This window comes from Caenimonas terrae (assembly GCF_042655405.1).
GTDB classification, from domain to species: domain Bacteria; phylum Pseudomonadota; class Gammaproteobacteria; order Burkholderiales; family Burkholderiaceae_C; genus Ramlibacter; species Ramlibacter terrae_A.
Window position 1 is genome coordinate 187765 of the sequence record NZ_JBHSMF010000005.1, and the last position, 14892, is coordinate 202656.

At 70.4% G+C, this 14892-nt stretch carries 14 protein-coding genes; 8 read left to right on the top strand and 6 right to left on the bottom strand.

What is annotated here, in order from left to right; all coding sequences use genetic code 11:
* Positions 1–125: 125 nt before the first annotated feature.
* The 4 genes from ACFPOE_RS06735 to ACFPOE_RS06750 all read right to left on the bottom strand — a co-directional run bounded on the left by ACFPOE_RS06735 (position 126) and on the right by ACFPOE_RS06750 (position 4885).
* Positions 126–1460 (bottom strand): O-acetylhomoserine aminocarboxypropyltransferase/cysteine synthase family protein, encoded by a 1335-nt coding sequence (locus tag ACFPOE_RS06735; protein ID WP_376849243.1) that lies wholly within the window; start codon positions 1458–1460, stop codon positions 126–128.
* A gap of 1 nt (position 1461) precedes the next feature.
* Positions 1462–1953, bottom strand: coding sequence for a CoA-binding protein (locus tag ACFPOE_RS06740; protein ID WP_376849244.1), 492 nt, complete (start codon positions 1951–1953; stop codon positions 1462–1464).
* A 2-nt stretch (positions 1954–1955) separates the two neighbouring features.
* Positions 1956–3983 carry a protein-disulfide reductase DsbD family protein gene (locus ACFPOE_RS06745; RefSeq protein ID WP_376849278.1) on the bottom strand — a complete coding sequence of 676 codons (2028 nt, stop codon included), beginning with the start codon at positions 3981–3983 and terminating at the stop codon, positions 1956–1958.
* Positions 3984–4105: 122 nt separating this feature from the next.
* Positions 4106–4885 carry an alanyl-tRNA editing protein gene (locus ACFPOE_RS06750; protein WP_376849245.1) on the bottom strand — a complete coding sequence of 260 codons (780 nt, stop codon included), beginning with the start codon at positions 4883–4885 and terminating at the stop codon, positions 4106–4108.
* A 63-nt stretch (positions 4886–4948) separates the two neighbouring features.
* Between ACFPOE_RS06750 and ACFPOE_RS06755 the strand changes: the two genes are divergently transcribed.
* From ACFPOE_RS06755 to ACFPOE_RS06765, 3 genes are all read left to right on the top strand, one after another.
* The gene (locus ACFPOE_RS06755; protein WP_376849246.1) at positions 4949–6349 is read left to right on the top strand and encodes a PQQ-dependent sugar dehydrogenase; all 1401 of its coding nucleotides are present in this window, start codon (positions 4949–4951) and stop codon (positions 6347–6349) included.
* A 122-nt stretch (positions 6350–6471) separates the two neighbouring features.
* On the top strand, positions 6472–6933 hold the full coding sequence (locus tag ACFPOE_RS06760; RefSeq protein ID WP_376849247.1) for a (2Fe-2S)-binding protein: 462 nt from the start codon (positions 6472–6474) through the stop codon (positions 6931–6933).
* A complete protein-coding gene (locus tag ACFPOE_RS06765) occupies positions 6930–9107 on the top strand; it encodes a xanthine dehydrogenase family protein molybdopterin-binding subunit (protein WP_376849248.1) in 2178 nt (725 codons plus the stop codon). The genes ACFPOE_RS06760 and ACFPOE_RS06765 overlap by 4 nt, the downstream gene beginning before the upstream one ends.
* A gap of 24 nt (positions 9108–9131) precedes the next feature.
* On the opposite strand, the gene ACFPOE_RS06770 is transcribed toward ACFPOE_RS06765, so the two are convergent.
* Positions 9132–9596 carry an Lrp/AsnC family transcriptional regulator gene (locus ACFPOE_RS06770; RefSeq protein WP_376849249.1) on the bottom strand — a complete coding sequence of 155 codons (465 nt, stop codon included), beginning with the start codon at positions 9594–9596 and terminating at the stop codon, positions 9132–9134.
* A 104-nt stretch (positions 9597–9700) separates the two neighbouring features.
* Here ACFPOE_RS06770 and aceE point away from each other — a divergent pair, with 104 nt between their 5' ends.
* Positions 9701–12388: a pyruvate dehydrogenase (acetyl-transferring), homodimeric type gene (gene aceE / locus ACFPOE_RS06775; protein ID WP_376849250.1), complete on the top strand. Its 2688-nt coding sequence runs from the start codon at positions 9701–9703 to the stop codon at positions 12386–12388.
* Here aceE and ACFPOE_RS06780 read toward each other — a convergent pair.
* Positions 12385–12537, bottom strand: coding sequence for a hypothetical protein (locus tag ACFPOE_RS06780; protein WP_376849251.1), 153 nt, complete (start codon positions 12535–12537; stop codon positions 12385–12387). The two genes, aceE and ACFPOE_RS06780, sit on opposite strands and share 4 nt — an antisense overlap.
* 145 nt (positions 12538–12682) lie before the next feature.
* On the opposite strand from ACFPOE_RS06780, the gene ACFPOE_RS06785 reads away from it, so the two are divergent.
* The 4 genes from ACFPOE_RS06785 to ACFPOE_RS06800 all read left to right on the top strand — a co-directional run bounded on the left by ACFPOE_RS06785 (position 12683) and on the right by ACFPOE_RS06800 (position 14825).
* Positions 12683–13501: a creatininase family protein gene (locus ACFPOE_RS06785; RefSeq protein WP_376849252.1), complete on the top strand. Its 819-nt coding sequence runs from the start codon at positions 12683–12685 to the stop codon at positions 13499–13501.
* Between the two features lie 3 nt (positions 13502–13504).
* Positions 13505–13924, top strand: a complete 420-nt coding sequence (locus ACFPOE_RS06790; RefSeq protein WP_376849253.1) for a PaaI family thioesterase — start codon at positions 13505–13507, stop codon at positions 13922–13924.
* A gap of 128 nt (positions 13925–14052) precedes the next feature.
* Positions 14053–14493 (top strand): CBS domain-containing protein, encoded by a 441-nt coding sequence (locus ACFPOE_RS06795; protein WP_376849254.1) that lies wholly within the window; start codon positions 14053–14055, stop codon positions 14491–14493.
* Between the two features lie 110 nt (positions 14494–14603).
* On the top strand, positions 14604–14825 hold the full coding sequence (locus ACFPOE_RS06800; RefSeq protein ID WP_376849255.1) for a hypothetical protein: 222 nt from the start codon (positions 14604–14606) through the stop codon (positions 14823–14825).
* Positions 14826–14892 lie beyond the last annotated feature (67 nt).

The window sequence follows — 14892 nt, forward strand, 5'->3', positions numbered from 1 at the left end:
GAGTAGCCAGTAGGCATTGCCGCGGCTGTAGGCCAAGAGCAGGGCGCGGCGACAGATAGGCTCTTTTCAGCGCGTGCGCAAATCAGCGGCCACCGATGTGCCAGCGCGGGAAACGGATGAGCGGCTCAGGCCGCGGCTTGGCGCAGCGCCTGGTCGATGTCCCAGAGGATGTCTTCTGCGTCCTCGATTCCCACCGACAGCCGGATCATGTCGGGCCGCACGCCGGCGCGCATCAGTTCTGCTTCGTCGAGCTGGCGGTGCGTGGTGGACGCCGGGTGGATCACCAACGTCTTGGCGTCGCCGATGTTCGCCAGATGGCTGAGGAATTCGCAGGCGTCGATGAAGCGCTCGCCGGCGCGCACCGGGTCCGCCGCCTTGATGCCGAAGGTGAGGATGCCCGAGGCGCCGGGCTGGCCGTCGATGGTGCGGAACTGCTTTTTCGCCAGTGCGTGGTACGGCGACTCCGGCAGGCCCGGGTAGTTGACCCAGCCCACCAGCGGATGAGCGCTGAGGAACTGCGCCACCCGCAGCGCGTTGCGGCAGTGGGCCTGCATCCGCAGGTGCAGCGTCTCCACGCCTTGCAGGATCAACCAGGCGTTCATCGGCGAGAGCGTCGCGCCGAAGGTCCGGTTGACCTCCATCCGCGCCTTCATCGTGTAGCCGAAATCGCCGAAGGTCTCGTAGAACTTGACGCCGTGGTACGCCTTGCTCGGTTCCAGCATGTCAGGGAACTTGTCCCTGGACAGCGGCGAGCCCCAGTCGAACCTGCCCGATTCCACCAGCACGCCGGCCATCGTCGTCCCATGGCCGCCCAGGTACTTGGTGGCGCTGTGGACCACGATGTCGGCCCCGAACGCGAACGGCGTGCACAGGTAGGGGCTGGCCACCGTGTTGTCGATCACCAGCGGCAGCCCGTGCTCATGCGCGATGCCGGCCACCGCTTCGATGTCCAGCACGTTGACCAGCGGATTGCCCAGCGTTTCTCCATACAGGGCGCGGGTGTTGGGCCGGATCGCGCGGCGGAAGTTGTCCGGGTCCTGCGGATCGACGAAGGTGGTTTCGATGCCCAGCCGGGAGAAGCCGATCCCGAGCTGGCCGACCGTGCCGCCATACAGCGTCGATGCCGCCACGATGTGGTCGCCTGCCTTCAGGATCGCCAGCAGCGCCGTCATCTGGGCCGCCATGCCGGTGGCGCAGGCCAGCGCCGCCCGTCCGCCTTCCAGCGAGGCGATCCGCTCCTCCAGCACCGCCACCGTCGGATTGCTGATGCGGCTGTAGACGTTGCCGAAGGTCTGCAGGTTGAACAGGCTGGCCGCGTGCTCGGCCGAGTCGAACACGAAGCTGGTGGTCTGGTGGATCGGCGTGGCGCGGGCGCCGGTCACCGGGTCCGGCACCGCGCCGGCGTGGATGGCGCGGGTGCCGAAGCCGTAGTCGTGGTCGGCGCCGTTGTCGTTGCTCATGTCAGTACGGAAGTTGCTGCGGCCGGCGCGACGAGATCACCTTGGTGTTCACGCCCGCCCAGCCGAGGCCGCCGAACAGGCGCGCATGCTCGATCTTCACGCAGCGGTCCATCACCGTCCACAGGCCTGCATCTCGCGCCTTCTGTGCCGCGGCTTCGTTGACGACGCCGATCTGCTGCCACAGGCAGCGGGCGCCGGCCGCGATCGCTTCGTCGGCGATCGGGCCGATGTCCTCGGTCCGGCGAAAGCAGTCCACCATGTCGATCTTCACGCCCTGCCCGGCGAGTGCCGCGGCGGCGGCCGTGACGCTCGGATAGCAGCGCTCGCCCAGGATCTCGGTCGCGCCCGGGTTGACCGGGACCACGCGATAGCCGTGGCCCTGCATGTACTTGGCGGCGAAGAAGCTGGGCCGGTGCCACTGCGGCGACAGGCCGACCACCGCGATGGTCTTGCAGCTGCCCAGGATCCGCCGCAACTCGCTGATGCTGTTCACGGTCAGAGGGCCCCGATCACCGAGCGCACTTCGTCCACCCCCAGCACTTCCGACAGCACCACCGGCGCCCGGCCCTGCCGGTACATCACGTAGACCGGCACGCCGTTGCGCCCGAGCTGGCCGAGGGCGGCGGTGATCGCCGGGTCGCGGCGCGTCCAGTCGGCCCGCAGCAGCGCCACCTTCTTGTTCGACAGGTCGGCCAGCACGTCGCGGTTGGACAGCGTGGTCTTCTTGTTGTACTGGCAGGTGACGCACCAGGCGGCGGTGAAGTCGACGAACACCGGCTGGCCGGTGGCCAGCAGCTGGTCCACCCGACCCGGCTCCCAGGGCTGCCAGCCGTCGGTGCCGGCAGCCAGCGGGGTTGGCGCCTGCGCCCGGGTGATGCTGGGGCCGGCAGTCCATGCCAGCAGCGCCAGGCAGGCCAGCGACAGCGTGGCCACGACGGTGCGCGCGCGACCGTGCAGCGTGAACGCCCACAGCACCATCGCCAGCGCCACCAGCAGCGCCAGCAGCGCGCCCGCGCCGTCGATGCCGCTTTGCTGGCCCAGCACCCAGACCAGCCAGGCCACGGTGGCGAACATCGGAAAGGCCATCAGCTTGCGGAACACCACCATCCAGGCGCCGGGCCGGGGCAGCAGCCGGGCCACGGCCGGCACCAGGCTGGCTGCCAGATAAGGCAGCGCCATGCCGACGCCGACCGCCGCGAAGATCAGCAGCGCCTGCGCCGCCGGCAGGGCGATCGCCAGTCCCACCGACGCGCCCATGAAGGGCGCGGTGCAGGGCGAAGCGATTGCCACCGCCAGCACACCCGAGAGGAAGGAGTTGCCCACCGGATGGCGCGCTTCCAGCGTCGCCAGGCGCGAGGGCAGGAAGGCGCCGAATTCGAACAGGCCGGCCAGGTTCAGGCCGATCACCGTGAACAGCGCGGCCAGCGTCGCCACCACGGCCGGCGACTGCAACTGGAAGCCCCACCCGAGCTGCTGGCCGGCGGCGCGCAGCGCCAGCACCAGCGCGCCGAGCGCGACAAAGGACAGCACGACGCCGGCGGTGTAGGCGAGGCCGCTGATCCGGTGGCCGCGCCGGTCGGCGGCGTGGCGGGTGAAGCCCACCACCTTGATCGCCAGCACCGGGAACACGCAGGGCATCAGGTTCAGGATCAGGCCGCCCAGCAGCGCCCCGAACAGGGCGGCCAGCAAGCCGATCGACGCGGCGGGCGGCGGCGTGCCGGCGTTGTCGCGCAGCGCCGCCTCCAGCGCCGGCGACACGGTGCCGGCCGCCTCGGCCTTGGGCCACTGGCCGAGCACCTTCAATTCCGCGCGATAACCCTGGGCGCCATCGGCCAGCACCACCGGCATTACCGACGGACTGCCGGTGCGCTGCGGGGACAACGGCACCGTCGCCGTCCACACCTCGCCATTCCAGGCCTGCGTCCACGGCGCGGCGGTCTCGATCACCTCCGGCGTCTCGGGAAACAGCTCCAGCGTCTTGCCGCGCAGCGCCACCGGCAGCCCCTGCACCGTCAGCCGGATCGCGTTGCCCTCGATCTGCACCTTGCTGTCCGGGATGACGCCGCCGGTGGCGGCCAGCACCGGCCGCGGCTGCGCCTTGAAGGCCGCATCGAAGGCGGCCCCATTGATGGCGGTGGTGCTGTGCACCGGGATCTTCAGCACGAAGCTGCCTTCTTCCGGCACGCATTCCTTGCGGCAGACCAGCCAGTCGGCCTTGAGCCTGACCTCCAGGTCGTTGGACAACAGCGACGGCTTGAAGTCCGGCGCGATCGTCAGCGGCACCGGCAGCAGCACCGTGCCCTCGTAGCCGTAGTTGGCGAGGTTGCCGATCGGGATCTTCTTGGGCAGCGGCCAGGCGATCTCGCCCGCCGTCACGCCGGCCGGCAGCGTCCAGGCCAGCTGGGTGGGCAGGCCGGAATCGCCGGAGTTCTTCCAGTAGGTGTGCCAGCCGGGCTGGTGCGCGAGCTGCAGGCCGACCCAGACCTGCTTGCCGGGCTCCGCGCCGTCCGGCGCGTGGGCCATCAGCTCCGCGCGCACCCGCTCGGTGGTGACCACGCTGCCCGGGCTGGACTGCGGCTGGGCATTGGCAAAAAGGGGCAGGCAGGCCGTCAGCAGGACGGCGGCGGACAGGCGCAGGCGATGGATCACGGTGCCCCGTCCGAGCCGGCCGGGGCCGCCGAAGTTCCGCCCGCGGCGAAGCCCAGCACCACGCGGCGCGTGGTGGCGCTCTTCTTTTCGATCTTGGTGACGACCACGGCGCCGATCTCCGAAGTGTTGGCGACGTGGGTGCCGCCGCAGGGCTGGTAGTCGATGGCATCACCCACCCGGATCGTCCGCACCCGCCCGGTGCCCCGGGGCGGCTGCACCGACATGCTCTTGACCAGCGCCGGGTTGGCGTCCAGCTCCTCGTCGCTGATCGAGCCGACGCTGACCGGATGCGCGGCCGCCACCAGGCGCGCGATGCCGGCCGTCAGGGCGTCCTTGTCCAGCGGATCGGTCATGTTGAAGTCCAGCCGCGCGTACTCGGGCGTGATCGAGCAGCCGTTGACCAGTTGCGGCACCAGGTGGCAAAGCAGGTGGGTGGTGGTGTGGAAGCGCATCAGCCGGTGGCGCCGGTCCCAGTCCACCCGGGCCGTCACCGCGGCGCCGACCTGGAGCGCGGCGACCGCGCCGGCAGCCTCGGGCGCCGGCAGGTGGCAGATCGCGCCGGTGAACTGGCCGTCGGCGTCCTTGCCCTTGCGGGTGTCCGCGATGGCGATCTCGGCGCCGTCCGGCAGCAGCAGCCAGCCGCTGTCGCCGGCCTGGCCGCCGCCCAGCGGATAGAACACGGTCCGGTCCAGGACGATGCCCTGGTCGCCGATGGCCAGCACGGTGGCGCGGCATTCGCGCAGGTAGGCGTCCTGGCGAAAGAGGTCTTGGGTCATGGCGCCATTTTCGCGGTTTATGCCTACAGACGCTCAGCAGGGGCCGGAACACACTCCTGTGCTATGAAAATCCCCCGCTCCGCTCCCCTGTGCGCCGTGCTGCTGGTGCTCCTTGCCGCCTGCGGCACGGTCGCCGAATCGGCGACCAACGTGGGCGTCGGCCCCAACCCCAGCCTGCCGGCGCCGCAGAAGTCGCTGGTGCCGACGGTGCGGGTCGCCAAGGCGGTCGGCTGGCCGGCCGGGGTGCGTCCGAGCGCGGCGGCAGGTTTCCAGGTGCGCGCCTTCGCCTCCGGCCTGGACCATCCGCGCTGGCTCTATGTGCTGCCCAACGGCGACGTGCTGGTGGCGGAAACCAATGCGCCGCCCAAGCCGGAGGACGGCAAGGGCATCAGGGGCGCGGCGATGAAGCTGCTGATGAAGCGCGCCGGTGCCGGCGTGGCCAGCGCCAACCGGATCACGCTGCTGCGCGACGCCAACGGCGACGGCGTCGCCGAAGTGCGCAGCGTCTTCCTCGAGGGCCTGAATTCGCCCTTCGGCATGGCGCTGGTGGGTAACGAGCTTTACATCGCCAACAGCGACGCCATCGTCAAGGTCCCTTACGTGACGGGGCAGACCCACATCACCGGGACGCCGGTCAAGGTGACCGACCTGCCGGCCGGGCCGATCAACCACCACTGGACCAAGAACATCATTGCCAGCGCCGACGGCAGCAAGCTGTATGCGACCGTCGGGTCCAACAGCAACGTGGGCGAGAACGGGCTGCCGGCCGAAGAAGGCCGGGCCGCGATCTGGGAAGTGGACCGTGCGACCGGAGCCAAGCGGCTGTTCGCCACCGGGCTGCGCAATCCCAACGGCATGGCCTGGGAACCGGAAAGCAAGGTGCTGTGGACCGTCGCCAACGAGCGCGACGAGCTGGGCAACGACCTGGTGCCGGACTACCTCACTTCGGTCAAGGACGGCGCGTTCTACGGCTGGCCCTGGAGCTATTACGGAAAGAACGTCGACGTCCGGATGGTCCCGGTCAACGTCGACATGGTGAGCAAGGCGATCCCGCCCGACTACGGCCTCGGCTCGCACGTCGCGGCGCTCGGGCTGGCGTTCTCGGACGGCCGCATGCCCGCCAACTACGCCAGCGGCGCCTTCATCGGCGAGCACGGTTCCTGGAACCGCAACCCGCGCAGCGGCTACAAGGTGGTGTTCGTGCCCTTCGCCGGCGGCAAGCCGGCCAGCGAGCCGATCGACTTCCTGGTCGGGTTCCTCAACGACAAGGGCGAGGCCTACGGCCGCCCGGTCGGGGTCGCGCTCGACTCGAAGGGCGCGCTGCTGGTGGCGGACGACGTGGGCAACGTGGTCTGGCGGGTGGCGTCGGTGCGCCCGGCCGGGACTGCGGCGGCCCCCGCGCCGATGCCGGCGCCGGCAACCGCAACCGCTCCCGCACCCGGCACATCCGCACCAGCGCGCTGACGGCCGGCCCGGACCGGCTCCGGGCTCCATGGAAGCTTGTGCCGTCTTGAGTATGCCGCCGGTCGCTGGAATACTGGCGCACCCCGGCCGCGCCTCTGGGCGGGATCAAACGAAAGCAAGACTTGGAGATCAACGTCAACGGCGGCGCGCGCCACTGCGACGCGCCTGCCACCAGCATGGCGGCCTATGTGCTGCGCAACGACCTCGGCCTGGCCGGCGTCCGGCTCGGCTGCGGCGAGGGCCATTGCGGCGCCTGCACCGTGCTGGTCGACGGCCGGCCCGCCACCACCTGCGACATGCCGCTGTCGGCGCTTGAGGGCAGGCAGGTCACCACGCCCGAGGGCGTCGGCGCGGGCGGCCAGCTGCATCCGGTGCAGGCGGCGCTGCTGGAGCACCAGGCGGGCCAATGCGGCTTCTGCCTGAGCGGCATTCTGATGACCGCAGTGGCCCTGGTGGACGGCGAGCGCCCGCCGTCCGAACAAGAGGTGCGCGCCGCCCTCGACCGGCACCTGTGCCGTTGCGGTTCGCAGCACCGCATCCTGCAGGCGGTGCTGGCGGCGGTGCGCAAGGTGCATCCCGCATGAGCGCCGTCCCCCAGGCCCGCGGGTTTTCCAGGGGCAGCCTGGAGAAGAACCCGCTGCTGGGCCAGTGGCTGGGGCTGGAGCTTCCCGACGTGATCTGCCTGCGGGTGGGCAAGGTCGAATTCGGCCAGGGCATCGGCACGGCGCTGGCGCAGATCGCCGCCGAGGAACTGGACGTCGATCCGGGCAGGATCCGCCTCGATCCGATTCGCACCGGGCTCAGCCCGGACGAGGGCGTGACCTCCGGCAGCCTGTCGATCCAGCACTCGGGCGAGGCGGTGCGGCTGGTGTGCGCGACCCTGCGCGAACTGGCCATCGCCGCCTTCTGCCGCCGCCACGGCGTCGCACCGGCCTCGGTCGCGATCGAGGATGGCCGGCTGCGCTCCACGGCCACCGACGCCGTGGCCAGCTACTGGGATCTGCAGCTCGATGAGGCACTGGCGCAAGGCATTTCCGCCACCGCCACGCCCAAGCAGGCGGCCCACTACAACACCGTCGGCCGCTCGCTGCCGCGGCGCGACCTGGCCGGCAAGCTGTCCGGCCGGCCCTGCTTCATCCAGGACCTGGTGCTTCCGGCCATGCTGCACGGGCGGGTGGTCCGGATGCCGAACCGGTCGGCCACCCTGGTCGAGGTGGACACGGACGCCTTCGCGCGCCGCTTCCCCGACGTGGTGGTGGCGCGCGACGGGTCCTTCCTGGGCGTGCTGGCACAGCGCGAAGAGGTCGCGGTCGCCGCGGCCGCGGCGCTGGCCGCGCTTTGCCGCTGGGACCTGCCAGCTTCGCTTCCCGACAGCGCGGACCTGGCCGGCTTCCTGCGCAGCGCGCCGTCCCAGCCGCAGCTGGTCGAGCGCAAGGAGGGGCCGGCTGCGCCAGCCTCGCTTCGGCTGCAGGCCGAGTACTCACGTCCCTACATCGCCCACGCGTCCATCGGCCCGTCCTGCGCGCTGGCACACTGGCGCGACGGCGACCTGGAGGTCTGGTCGCACAGCCAGGGCATCTACAACCTGAAGGCCGACATCGAGGTCTACCTGCGGCGCGAGCATCCGCAGCAGGATCCGGCGCGGGTGGTGGTGCACCATGCCGAAGGCGCCGGCTGCTACGGCCACAACCCGGCCGACGACGTCGCCTTCGATGCCGTGCTGCTGGCGCGCTTTGCCGCCGGACGGCCGGTGCGCGTGCTGTGGTCGCGCGCCGACGAACTGAGCTGCGGCCCCTGCGGGCCGGCCCACCTGGTGGCGCTGGTGGCACAGCTCGATGCCGCGGGCCGCGTCAGCGACTGGCAGCACACCGTCTGGGCCAACGGCTACACCAGCCGGCCGGGCCGCAACGAGCCGGGCAACCTGTCGTTCCTGGGCGCCTCCCAGATCGACCGTCCGTTCCTGGCGCCGGTCTCGCTCGATCCGCCGATGTCCGCCGGCGGCGGCAGCGACCGCAACGCGGTGCCGCTGTACGACTTTCCGCGCCTCGAGGTGGTGACCAACCGGCTGCTGGCCATGCCGATCCGCACGTCCGCGCTCCGGGCGCTGGGCGGCTACGCCAACGTCTGGGCGATCGAATCGTTCATGGACGAACTGGCCCATGCCAGCGGCCAGGACCCGGTGGCGTTCCGGCTGGCGCACCTGGCCGATCCGCGCGCACGCGCCGTGATCGCCCGGGCCATCGAGGCGGCGCCGTGGTGGCACGACCGGAACGGCGACGCCGAAGGCACCGGGCGCGGCCTGGCCTTCGCCCGCTACAAGAACACCGGCGCCTGGTGCGCGGTGGCGGTGCGCGTGCTGGCGGAGCGGGCCGTGCGCGTGCTGGACATCTCGATTGGCGCCGACGTCGGACTGGCCATCAATCCGGACGGGGTAGCCAACCAGCTCGAAGGCGGCGCGATCCAGAGCTGCAGCTGGACCCTCAAGGAAGCGGTGGCCTTTTCGCGCGAGCAGATCACCACCCGCAGCTGGGCCGACTACCCGATCCTCAGTTTCTCCGAGGCGCCGTCGGTGCGGGTTTCGCTGGTCGAGCGGCCCGGCGAGCCGGCGCTGGGCGCGGGCGAGGCCTCGCAGGGGCCGACCGCCGCGGCGATCGGCAACGCCGTCTTCGACGCGCTCGGCATCCGCATCCGCCAGCTTCCCATCACGCCCGAGCGCATCCTCGCTGTCGCTTCAGCCGCCGATCCGCAACCAGCGTGAGCCAGCACGGCGCGCCGGCCTGGGCTAGCCCGGCAGCGGCAGCGCGGTCTTGTAGCGCACCTGCTTGAGCGCGAAGCTCGAGCGGATCTTCTCGATGCCCGGGATCGGTGTCAGCTGGTTCAGGATGAAGCGCTCCAGCGCCGCGATGTCGGCCAGCGCGACCCGGATCAGGTAATCGCTGTCGCCGGTCATCAGGTAGCACTCCATCACCTCGTCGTGCTCCGCGATCCGGCGCTCGAATTCGGCCAGCGATTCGCGGCTCTGCTCCTTCAGGCTGATCGAGATGAACACGTTCAGCCCCAGGCCGAGGGCGCGGGCATTGGCCAGGGCCACATAGCGTTCGATGACGCCGGCGGACTCCAGCGCCTTCACCCGCATCAGGCAGGGTGAGGGCGACAGGTGGACCCGGCGTGCCAGTTCCACGTTGGTGAGCGAGCTGTCCTGCTGCAGCTGCGCCAGGATCTTCAGGTCGATGGCGTCCAGTTGCATGAAATGCCGTGGCCAGGTTGGTTTCCGGAATTTTATGCTGGCAACAAGGTGGCCAGCATGGTCTTCGCAACCCTGTTGCGCGCATTCCTGCCTACAGTCGGCGGATGACCGACCACAGCCTCACCCGATTCCTGGCCGCCGCCGGCGCCGCCGACGCCGACCCGGCCGAAACCGCCGAATGGCGCGACGCCTTCCTGGCGCTGGTGGCCGCGCAAGGACCGCAGCGCGCCCGCTTCGTGCTGGACGAACTGGTGCGGCTGGCGCGCAGCTCGCAGGTGGACTGGACGCCGGAACTGGTGACGCCCTACGTCAACACCATCCCGGTCGACCGGCAGCCGGCCTTTCCCGGCGACCTGGCGATCGAGGAGAAGCTCGCTTCCCTGATGCGCTGGAACGCGCTGGCGATGGTCGCGCGCGCCAACGCGGCCTACGGCGACCTGGGCGGCCACATCGCCAGTTACGCCAGCGCGGCCGACCTGTTCGAGGTGGGCTTCAATCACTTCTTCCATGCTCGCAACGTTGAGCCGCGCCGGGCCGCCCCAAGCGGCGAAGGCCCCCCTCGGGGGGGCAGCGACCCACACGAGGTGGGGGAGCGTGGGGGGCAAGACCAGCACGGCGGCGACCTGGTGTTCTTCCAGCCGCACAGCGCGCCGGGGGTCTATGCGCGGGCCTTCCTCGAGGGGCGCCTCACCGAGAACGACCTGGCGCATTACCGCCAGGAGATCACGGCGCCGGCCGCCGGCGCCCGCGGGCTCTCCAGCTATCCGCATCCCTGGCTGATGCCGGACTTCTGGCAGTTCCCCACCGGCTCGATGGGACTGGGGCCGATCAGCTCGATCTACCACGCGCGCTTCATGCGCTACCTCACGCACCGCCAGCTGCTCGATTGCGGTTCGCGAAAGGTGTGGGGCGTGTTCGGCGATGGCGAGATGGACGAACCGGAAAGCATGAGCGCGCTGACGCTGGCCTCGCGCGAGAAGCTGGACAACCTGGTCTGGGTGGTGAACTGCAACCTGCAGCGGCTCGACGGCCCGGTGCGCGGCAACGGCCGGATCATCGACGAACTGGAGAAGCTGTTCCGCGGCGCCGGCTGGAACGTGATCAAGCTGGTCTGGGGCAGCGACTGGGACGGCCTGTTCGCCCGCGACACCACCGGCGCGCTGGTGAAAGCCTTCGCCCATACCGTCGACGGCCAGATGCAGACCTTCGCCGCCAAGGACGGCCGCTTCAACCGCGACACCTTCTTCGGCCAGGACCCGGAGCTGGCGCGGCTGGCGCAGGGCATGACCGACGAACAGATCGACCGCTTGAAGCGCGGCGGCCACGACCTGGTGAAGATCCACGCCGCCTATGCCGCCGCGGCCGCGCACCAGGGCCAGCCGACGGTGATCCTGGCCCACACCAAGAAGGGCTACGGCATGGGCGCCGCCGGCCAGGGCAAGATGACCACGCACAGCCAGAAGAAGCTGGACGAGGCCGCGCTGCTGGAATTCCGCAACCGCTTCAACCTGCCCCTGACCGACGCGCAGGCCGCCGGCCTGGAATTCTTCAAGCCGGCCGAGGACAGCACCGAGATGCGCTACCTGCACCGGCAGCGCCAGCAGCTCGGGGGCTACCTGCCGAAGCGCCAGACCACGGCGGACAAGGTAGCCGTGCCGGAACTTGCGAGCTATGCGAGCTTCGCGACCGCCGCCGCCGGCAAGGAGATGTCCACCACCATGGCCTTCGTGCGGATGCTGGGCAACCTGCTCAAGGACAAGGCGCTGGGCCCGCGCATCGTGCCCATCGTCGCCGACGAGGCGCGCACCTTCGGCATGGCCAACCTGTTCAAGCAAGTCGGCATCTACTCCAGCGTGGGCCAGAGCTACGAACCGGAGGACATCGGCTCGGTGCTGTCGTACCGGGAAGCGCTGGACGGCCAGATCCTGGAGGAAGGCATCAGCGAGGCCGGCGCCATCGCCAGCTGGACGGCCGCCGCCACCAGCTACAGCGTGCACGGCATCGCGATGCTGCCGTTCTACATCTACTACTCGATGTTCGGCTTCCAGCGGGTGGGCGATGCGATCTGGGCGGCCGCCGACCAGCGCTCGCGCGGCTTCCTGCTGGGCGCGACCTCGGGCCGCACCACGCTGGGCGGCGAGGGCCTGCAGCACCAGGACGGCAGCAGCCACCTGGTGGCGGCGACGATCCCGAACTGCAAGGCCTACGACCCGGCCTTCGCCGGCGAGATGGCAGCCATCGTCGACCACGGCATGCGCGAGATGCTGGTGGACCAGAAGGACGTCTTCTACTACCTGACGCTGATGAACGAGAACTACGCCCAGCCGGACCTGCCGGCAGACGCGGTCGATGGCGTGATCCGGGGCTGCTACCGCTTCGCCAGCTATCCGGCTGCGGGTGCGAAGAAGGCCGCAAGCGTGACCCTGCTCGGCTCCGGCGCGATCCTGACCGAGGTGATCAAGGCGGCGCAGCAGCTGGCCGCCGAAGGCATCGCCTGCGAGGTGTTCAGTGTGACCAGCTGGAGCGAGCTGGCGCGCGACGGGCAATCCAGCGACAGCGCCTACCTCACGGGGCAACTGGCCAAGACCAGCGGACCGGTGGTCGCGGCCACCGACTATGTCCGCGCCGTTGCCGAAAGCGTCCGCGCCTTCGTCCCCGCAGGTCGGCGCTACGTCACCCTCGGCACGGACGGCTTCGGCCGCAGCGACACGCGGGCGGCGCTGCGGGCATTCTTCAAGGTGGACGCGGCGAGCATCGCCGATGCAGCCAGGGGGGCGCTGGCCGGAGCCTAGAACGCCAGCTTCAGCGAGTGCAGCATCACGCCGGCCAGCGACGGCCGGCGCATCGACTGGTCCAGCTGGTCGAGCACCAGGGCCGCCACCGGAATGGCCGCCACGGCCAGGGCCAGCAGGCTGTGCGAGAGGGCGTCGAACTTCTTCATGGCTCCATGGTTGCGACGGCGCCGGCCCGCGTCATTCGGCCGTTTGCTGCACTGCACGACAGCCTGGGTACGCTCGGCGCGTCAGCCGTCGCCCTGCACGGCGCTGGCCGACGGCCAGGCAGGCGCTGTCCTACTAAGATGCGCCATGGCCATTCCTTCCCGTTTCTGGGCCGATCTCGGCACCCGCGATTTCGCTGCGCTCGACCCCGGCACCACGGTCGCCGTACTGCCGGTCGCGGCCACCGAGCAGCACGGCCCGCACCTGCCGCTGTCGGTCGACCAGACCCTGGTCGATGGCGTGGTCGCCGCCTGCCTGCCGCACCTCCCCGCGCAGCTGCCGGTGCTGTTCCTGCCGACCCAGCAGGTCGGCTACAGCCCTGAGCATTCGGACTTTCCCGGAACCCTGACCCTCTCGTCGGCCACCGTCGCCGCGATCTGGATCGAGCTCGGCCGGTGCGTGGCGGCCGCCGGCGTGAAGAAACTGCTGCTGCTCAACGCCCACGGCGGCCAAGTGAGCGTGATGGACATCGTGGCGCGCGAGCTGCGCGGCGCAGCCAAGCTGATCGTCTACAGCTGCAGCTGGTGGAACCTGCCGCTGGGGCAGGAGGTCAACGGGCTGTTCAGCGCGCAGGAGCACCGCTTCGGCGTGCACGGCGGCGACATCGAGACCTCGATGATGCTGGCGCTCAAGCCGCAGTCGGTGGCGATGGAGCGGGCCCGCGACTTCCGGTCCACCTCGCAGGACCGGGCCGACGCCTTCCCGATCCTGGGCAACGGCAGCAGCGCCAAGCTGGGCTGGCAGATGCAGGACTACAACCCGGCCGGCGCCGCCGGCAATGCGGCCGCCGCCACCGCCGAAAAAGGGGAGGCGGTGCTGCAGGCGGCGGGCCGCCAGCTTGCGTTGCTGCTGGCGGAGCTGTCGCGCCTCCCGCTGGCCACCCTGGTCGACCGTCCGCAGGCCTGAACCATGTCTGTCTACCGTCCCGCCTTCGACCGCGATGCCTTCAACGAGACCAGCAAGGGCTTCCTGCCCGGATTGCTCGGCATCCGCATCCTGGAGATCGGCCAGGGCCGGGTGCTGGCGGCACTGGACATCCGCAAGGAGCACCACGCCCCCAACGGATTCCTGCATGCGGGGGCGGTCGTCACCCTGGCCGACACCGCCTGCGGCTACGGCTGCGTCGCCCACCTGCCCGACGGCGCCAAGGGCTTCACCACCATCGAGCTCAAAAGCAACCATCTGGGCACCGCGCTGGACGGCACGATCGAAGCCGAGGTCACCGCGGTCCACCTCGGGCGCAGCACCCACGTGTGGGATGCCACCGTGCGGCGCCAGGCCGACCGCAAGACCATCGCGCTGTTTCGCTGCACCCAGATGATCCTGTAGCCGGCGCGGCATCGGTTGCCGCCTACGGACCCTGGACCTCCCCGCCGACAGCATTCGGCCGCAGCCCGCCCAGAGTCGAGGGTCCTGCCCGCGTTGCCGCGGGCCTGCCCCCCACCTGGAGTTCCCCAATGACGATCGTTTCCCAGTTCATGACCCGCGGCGTGCGGACCCTTGCCCCTTCCGACACCGTCATGATGGCGGCCCAGGCCATGGAGCACCTCGATGTCGGCGCGATTCCGGTGTGCGACGGCGACAAGCTGGTCGGCATGGTGACCGATCGCGACATCGTCCTGCGGGCCGTGGCCCGTTCGCTCGATGGCAGCACCAAGCTGTCCGAGGTGATGAGCCGCGAGGTGCACTGCGCCACCGAGGGCCAGTCGGTGGAACAGGTGCTGGCTGCCATGGCCCAGGCCCAGATCCGCCGGATGCCGGTGGTCGACGACAAGCGCAAGCTGGTGGGCATCGTGAGCCTCGGCGACATCGCCGCCAAGGACAGTGCCGACAAGGCCGGCGTGGCGCAGTCGCTGGGCGACATCTCGGCGCAGACGGCGCCCGATCGCAAGGCCTAGTCCACTGTTGCGGCGAGGCCGCATGGTCCTGGTTTATTCGCGGACTTGTGTGTTGCTTCACAGAGATTTCACACGGCGCTGCCTACACTGGGAACCAGAAAGGAACCGCCATGCGCATGTTTGCCGCCACCCTCCCGAACGACGCGACGCCGCGCACGGTGGTGCCGGTCGACATCCTGCGACGGCTGGCCTTCGGGCGGCCGCAGCGCGGCGCGATCCAGCCGGCCCTGCCGGTGCAGCCGGCGGCCCCGGCCGAGGCCGTTGCGGCCCCGCTGCCGCGCGACGACAGCGTCGACCTCGACCAGCGGGTGCGCCAGTCCGGCGAGTGGTAGCTGGCGGTCCCCGGGCGGTAGGCGGCAGGCGGCATTTGCCGCCTTTTCTTTTTTTGGCACACTGGGG

Bases quoted from the DNA above. Each gene is read 5' to 3' on its own strand.
- ACFPOE_RS06790 (WP_376849253.1), top strand. From the start codon at position 13,505: ATGTCTGTCTACCGTCCCGCCTTCGACCGCGATGCCTTCAACGAGACC.
- ACFPOE_RS06770 (WP_376849249.1), bottom strand. From the start codon at position 9,596: ATGCAACTGGACGCCATCGACCTGAAGATCCTGGCGCAGCTGCAGCAG.
- ACFPOE_RS06800 (WP_376849255.1), top strand. From the start codon at position 14,604: ATGCGCATGTTTGCCGCCACCCTCCCGAACGACGCGACGCCGCGCACG.
- ACFPOE_RS06795 (WP_376849254.1), top strand. From the start codon at position 14,053: ATGACGATCGTTTCCCAGTTCATGACCCGCGGCGTGCGGACCCTTGCC.
- ACFPOE_RS06735 (WP_376849243.1), bottom strand. From the start codon at position 1,460: ATGAGCAACGACAACGGCGCCGACCACGACTACGGCTTCGGCACCCGC.
- ACFPOE_RS06785 (WP_376849252.1), top strand. From the start codon at position 12,683: ATGGCCATTCCTTCCCGTTTCTGGGCCGATCTCGGCACCCGCGATTTC.
- ACFPOE_RS06745 (WP_376849278.1), bottom strand. From the start codon at position 3,983: ATGGCCCACGCGCCGGACGGCGCGGAGCCCGGCAAGCAGGTCTGGGTC.
- ACFPOE_RS06755 (WP_376849246.1), top strand. From the start codon at position 4,949: ATGAAAATCCCCCGCTCCGCTCCCCTGTGCGCCGTGCTGCTGGTGCTC.
- aceE (WP_376849250.1), top strand. From the start codon at position 9,701: ATGACCGACCACAGCCTCACCCGATTCCTGGCCGCCGCCGGCGCCGCC.
- ACFPOE_RS06765 (WP_376849248.1), top strand. From the start codon at position 6,930: ATGAGCGCCGTCCCCCAGGCCCGCGGGTTTTCCAGGGGCAGCCTGGAG.
- ACFPOE_RS06780 (WP_376849251.1), bottom strand. From the start codon at position 12,537: ATGAAGAAGTTCGACGCCCTCTCGCACAGCCTGCTGGCCCTGGCCGTG.
- ACFPOE_RS06750 (WP_376849245.1), bottom strand. From the start codon at position 4,885: ATGACCCAAGACCTCTTTCGCCAGGACGCCTACCTGCGCGAATGCCGC.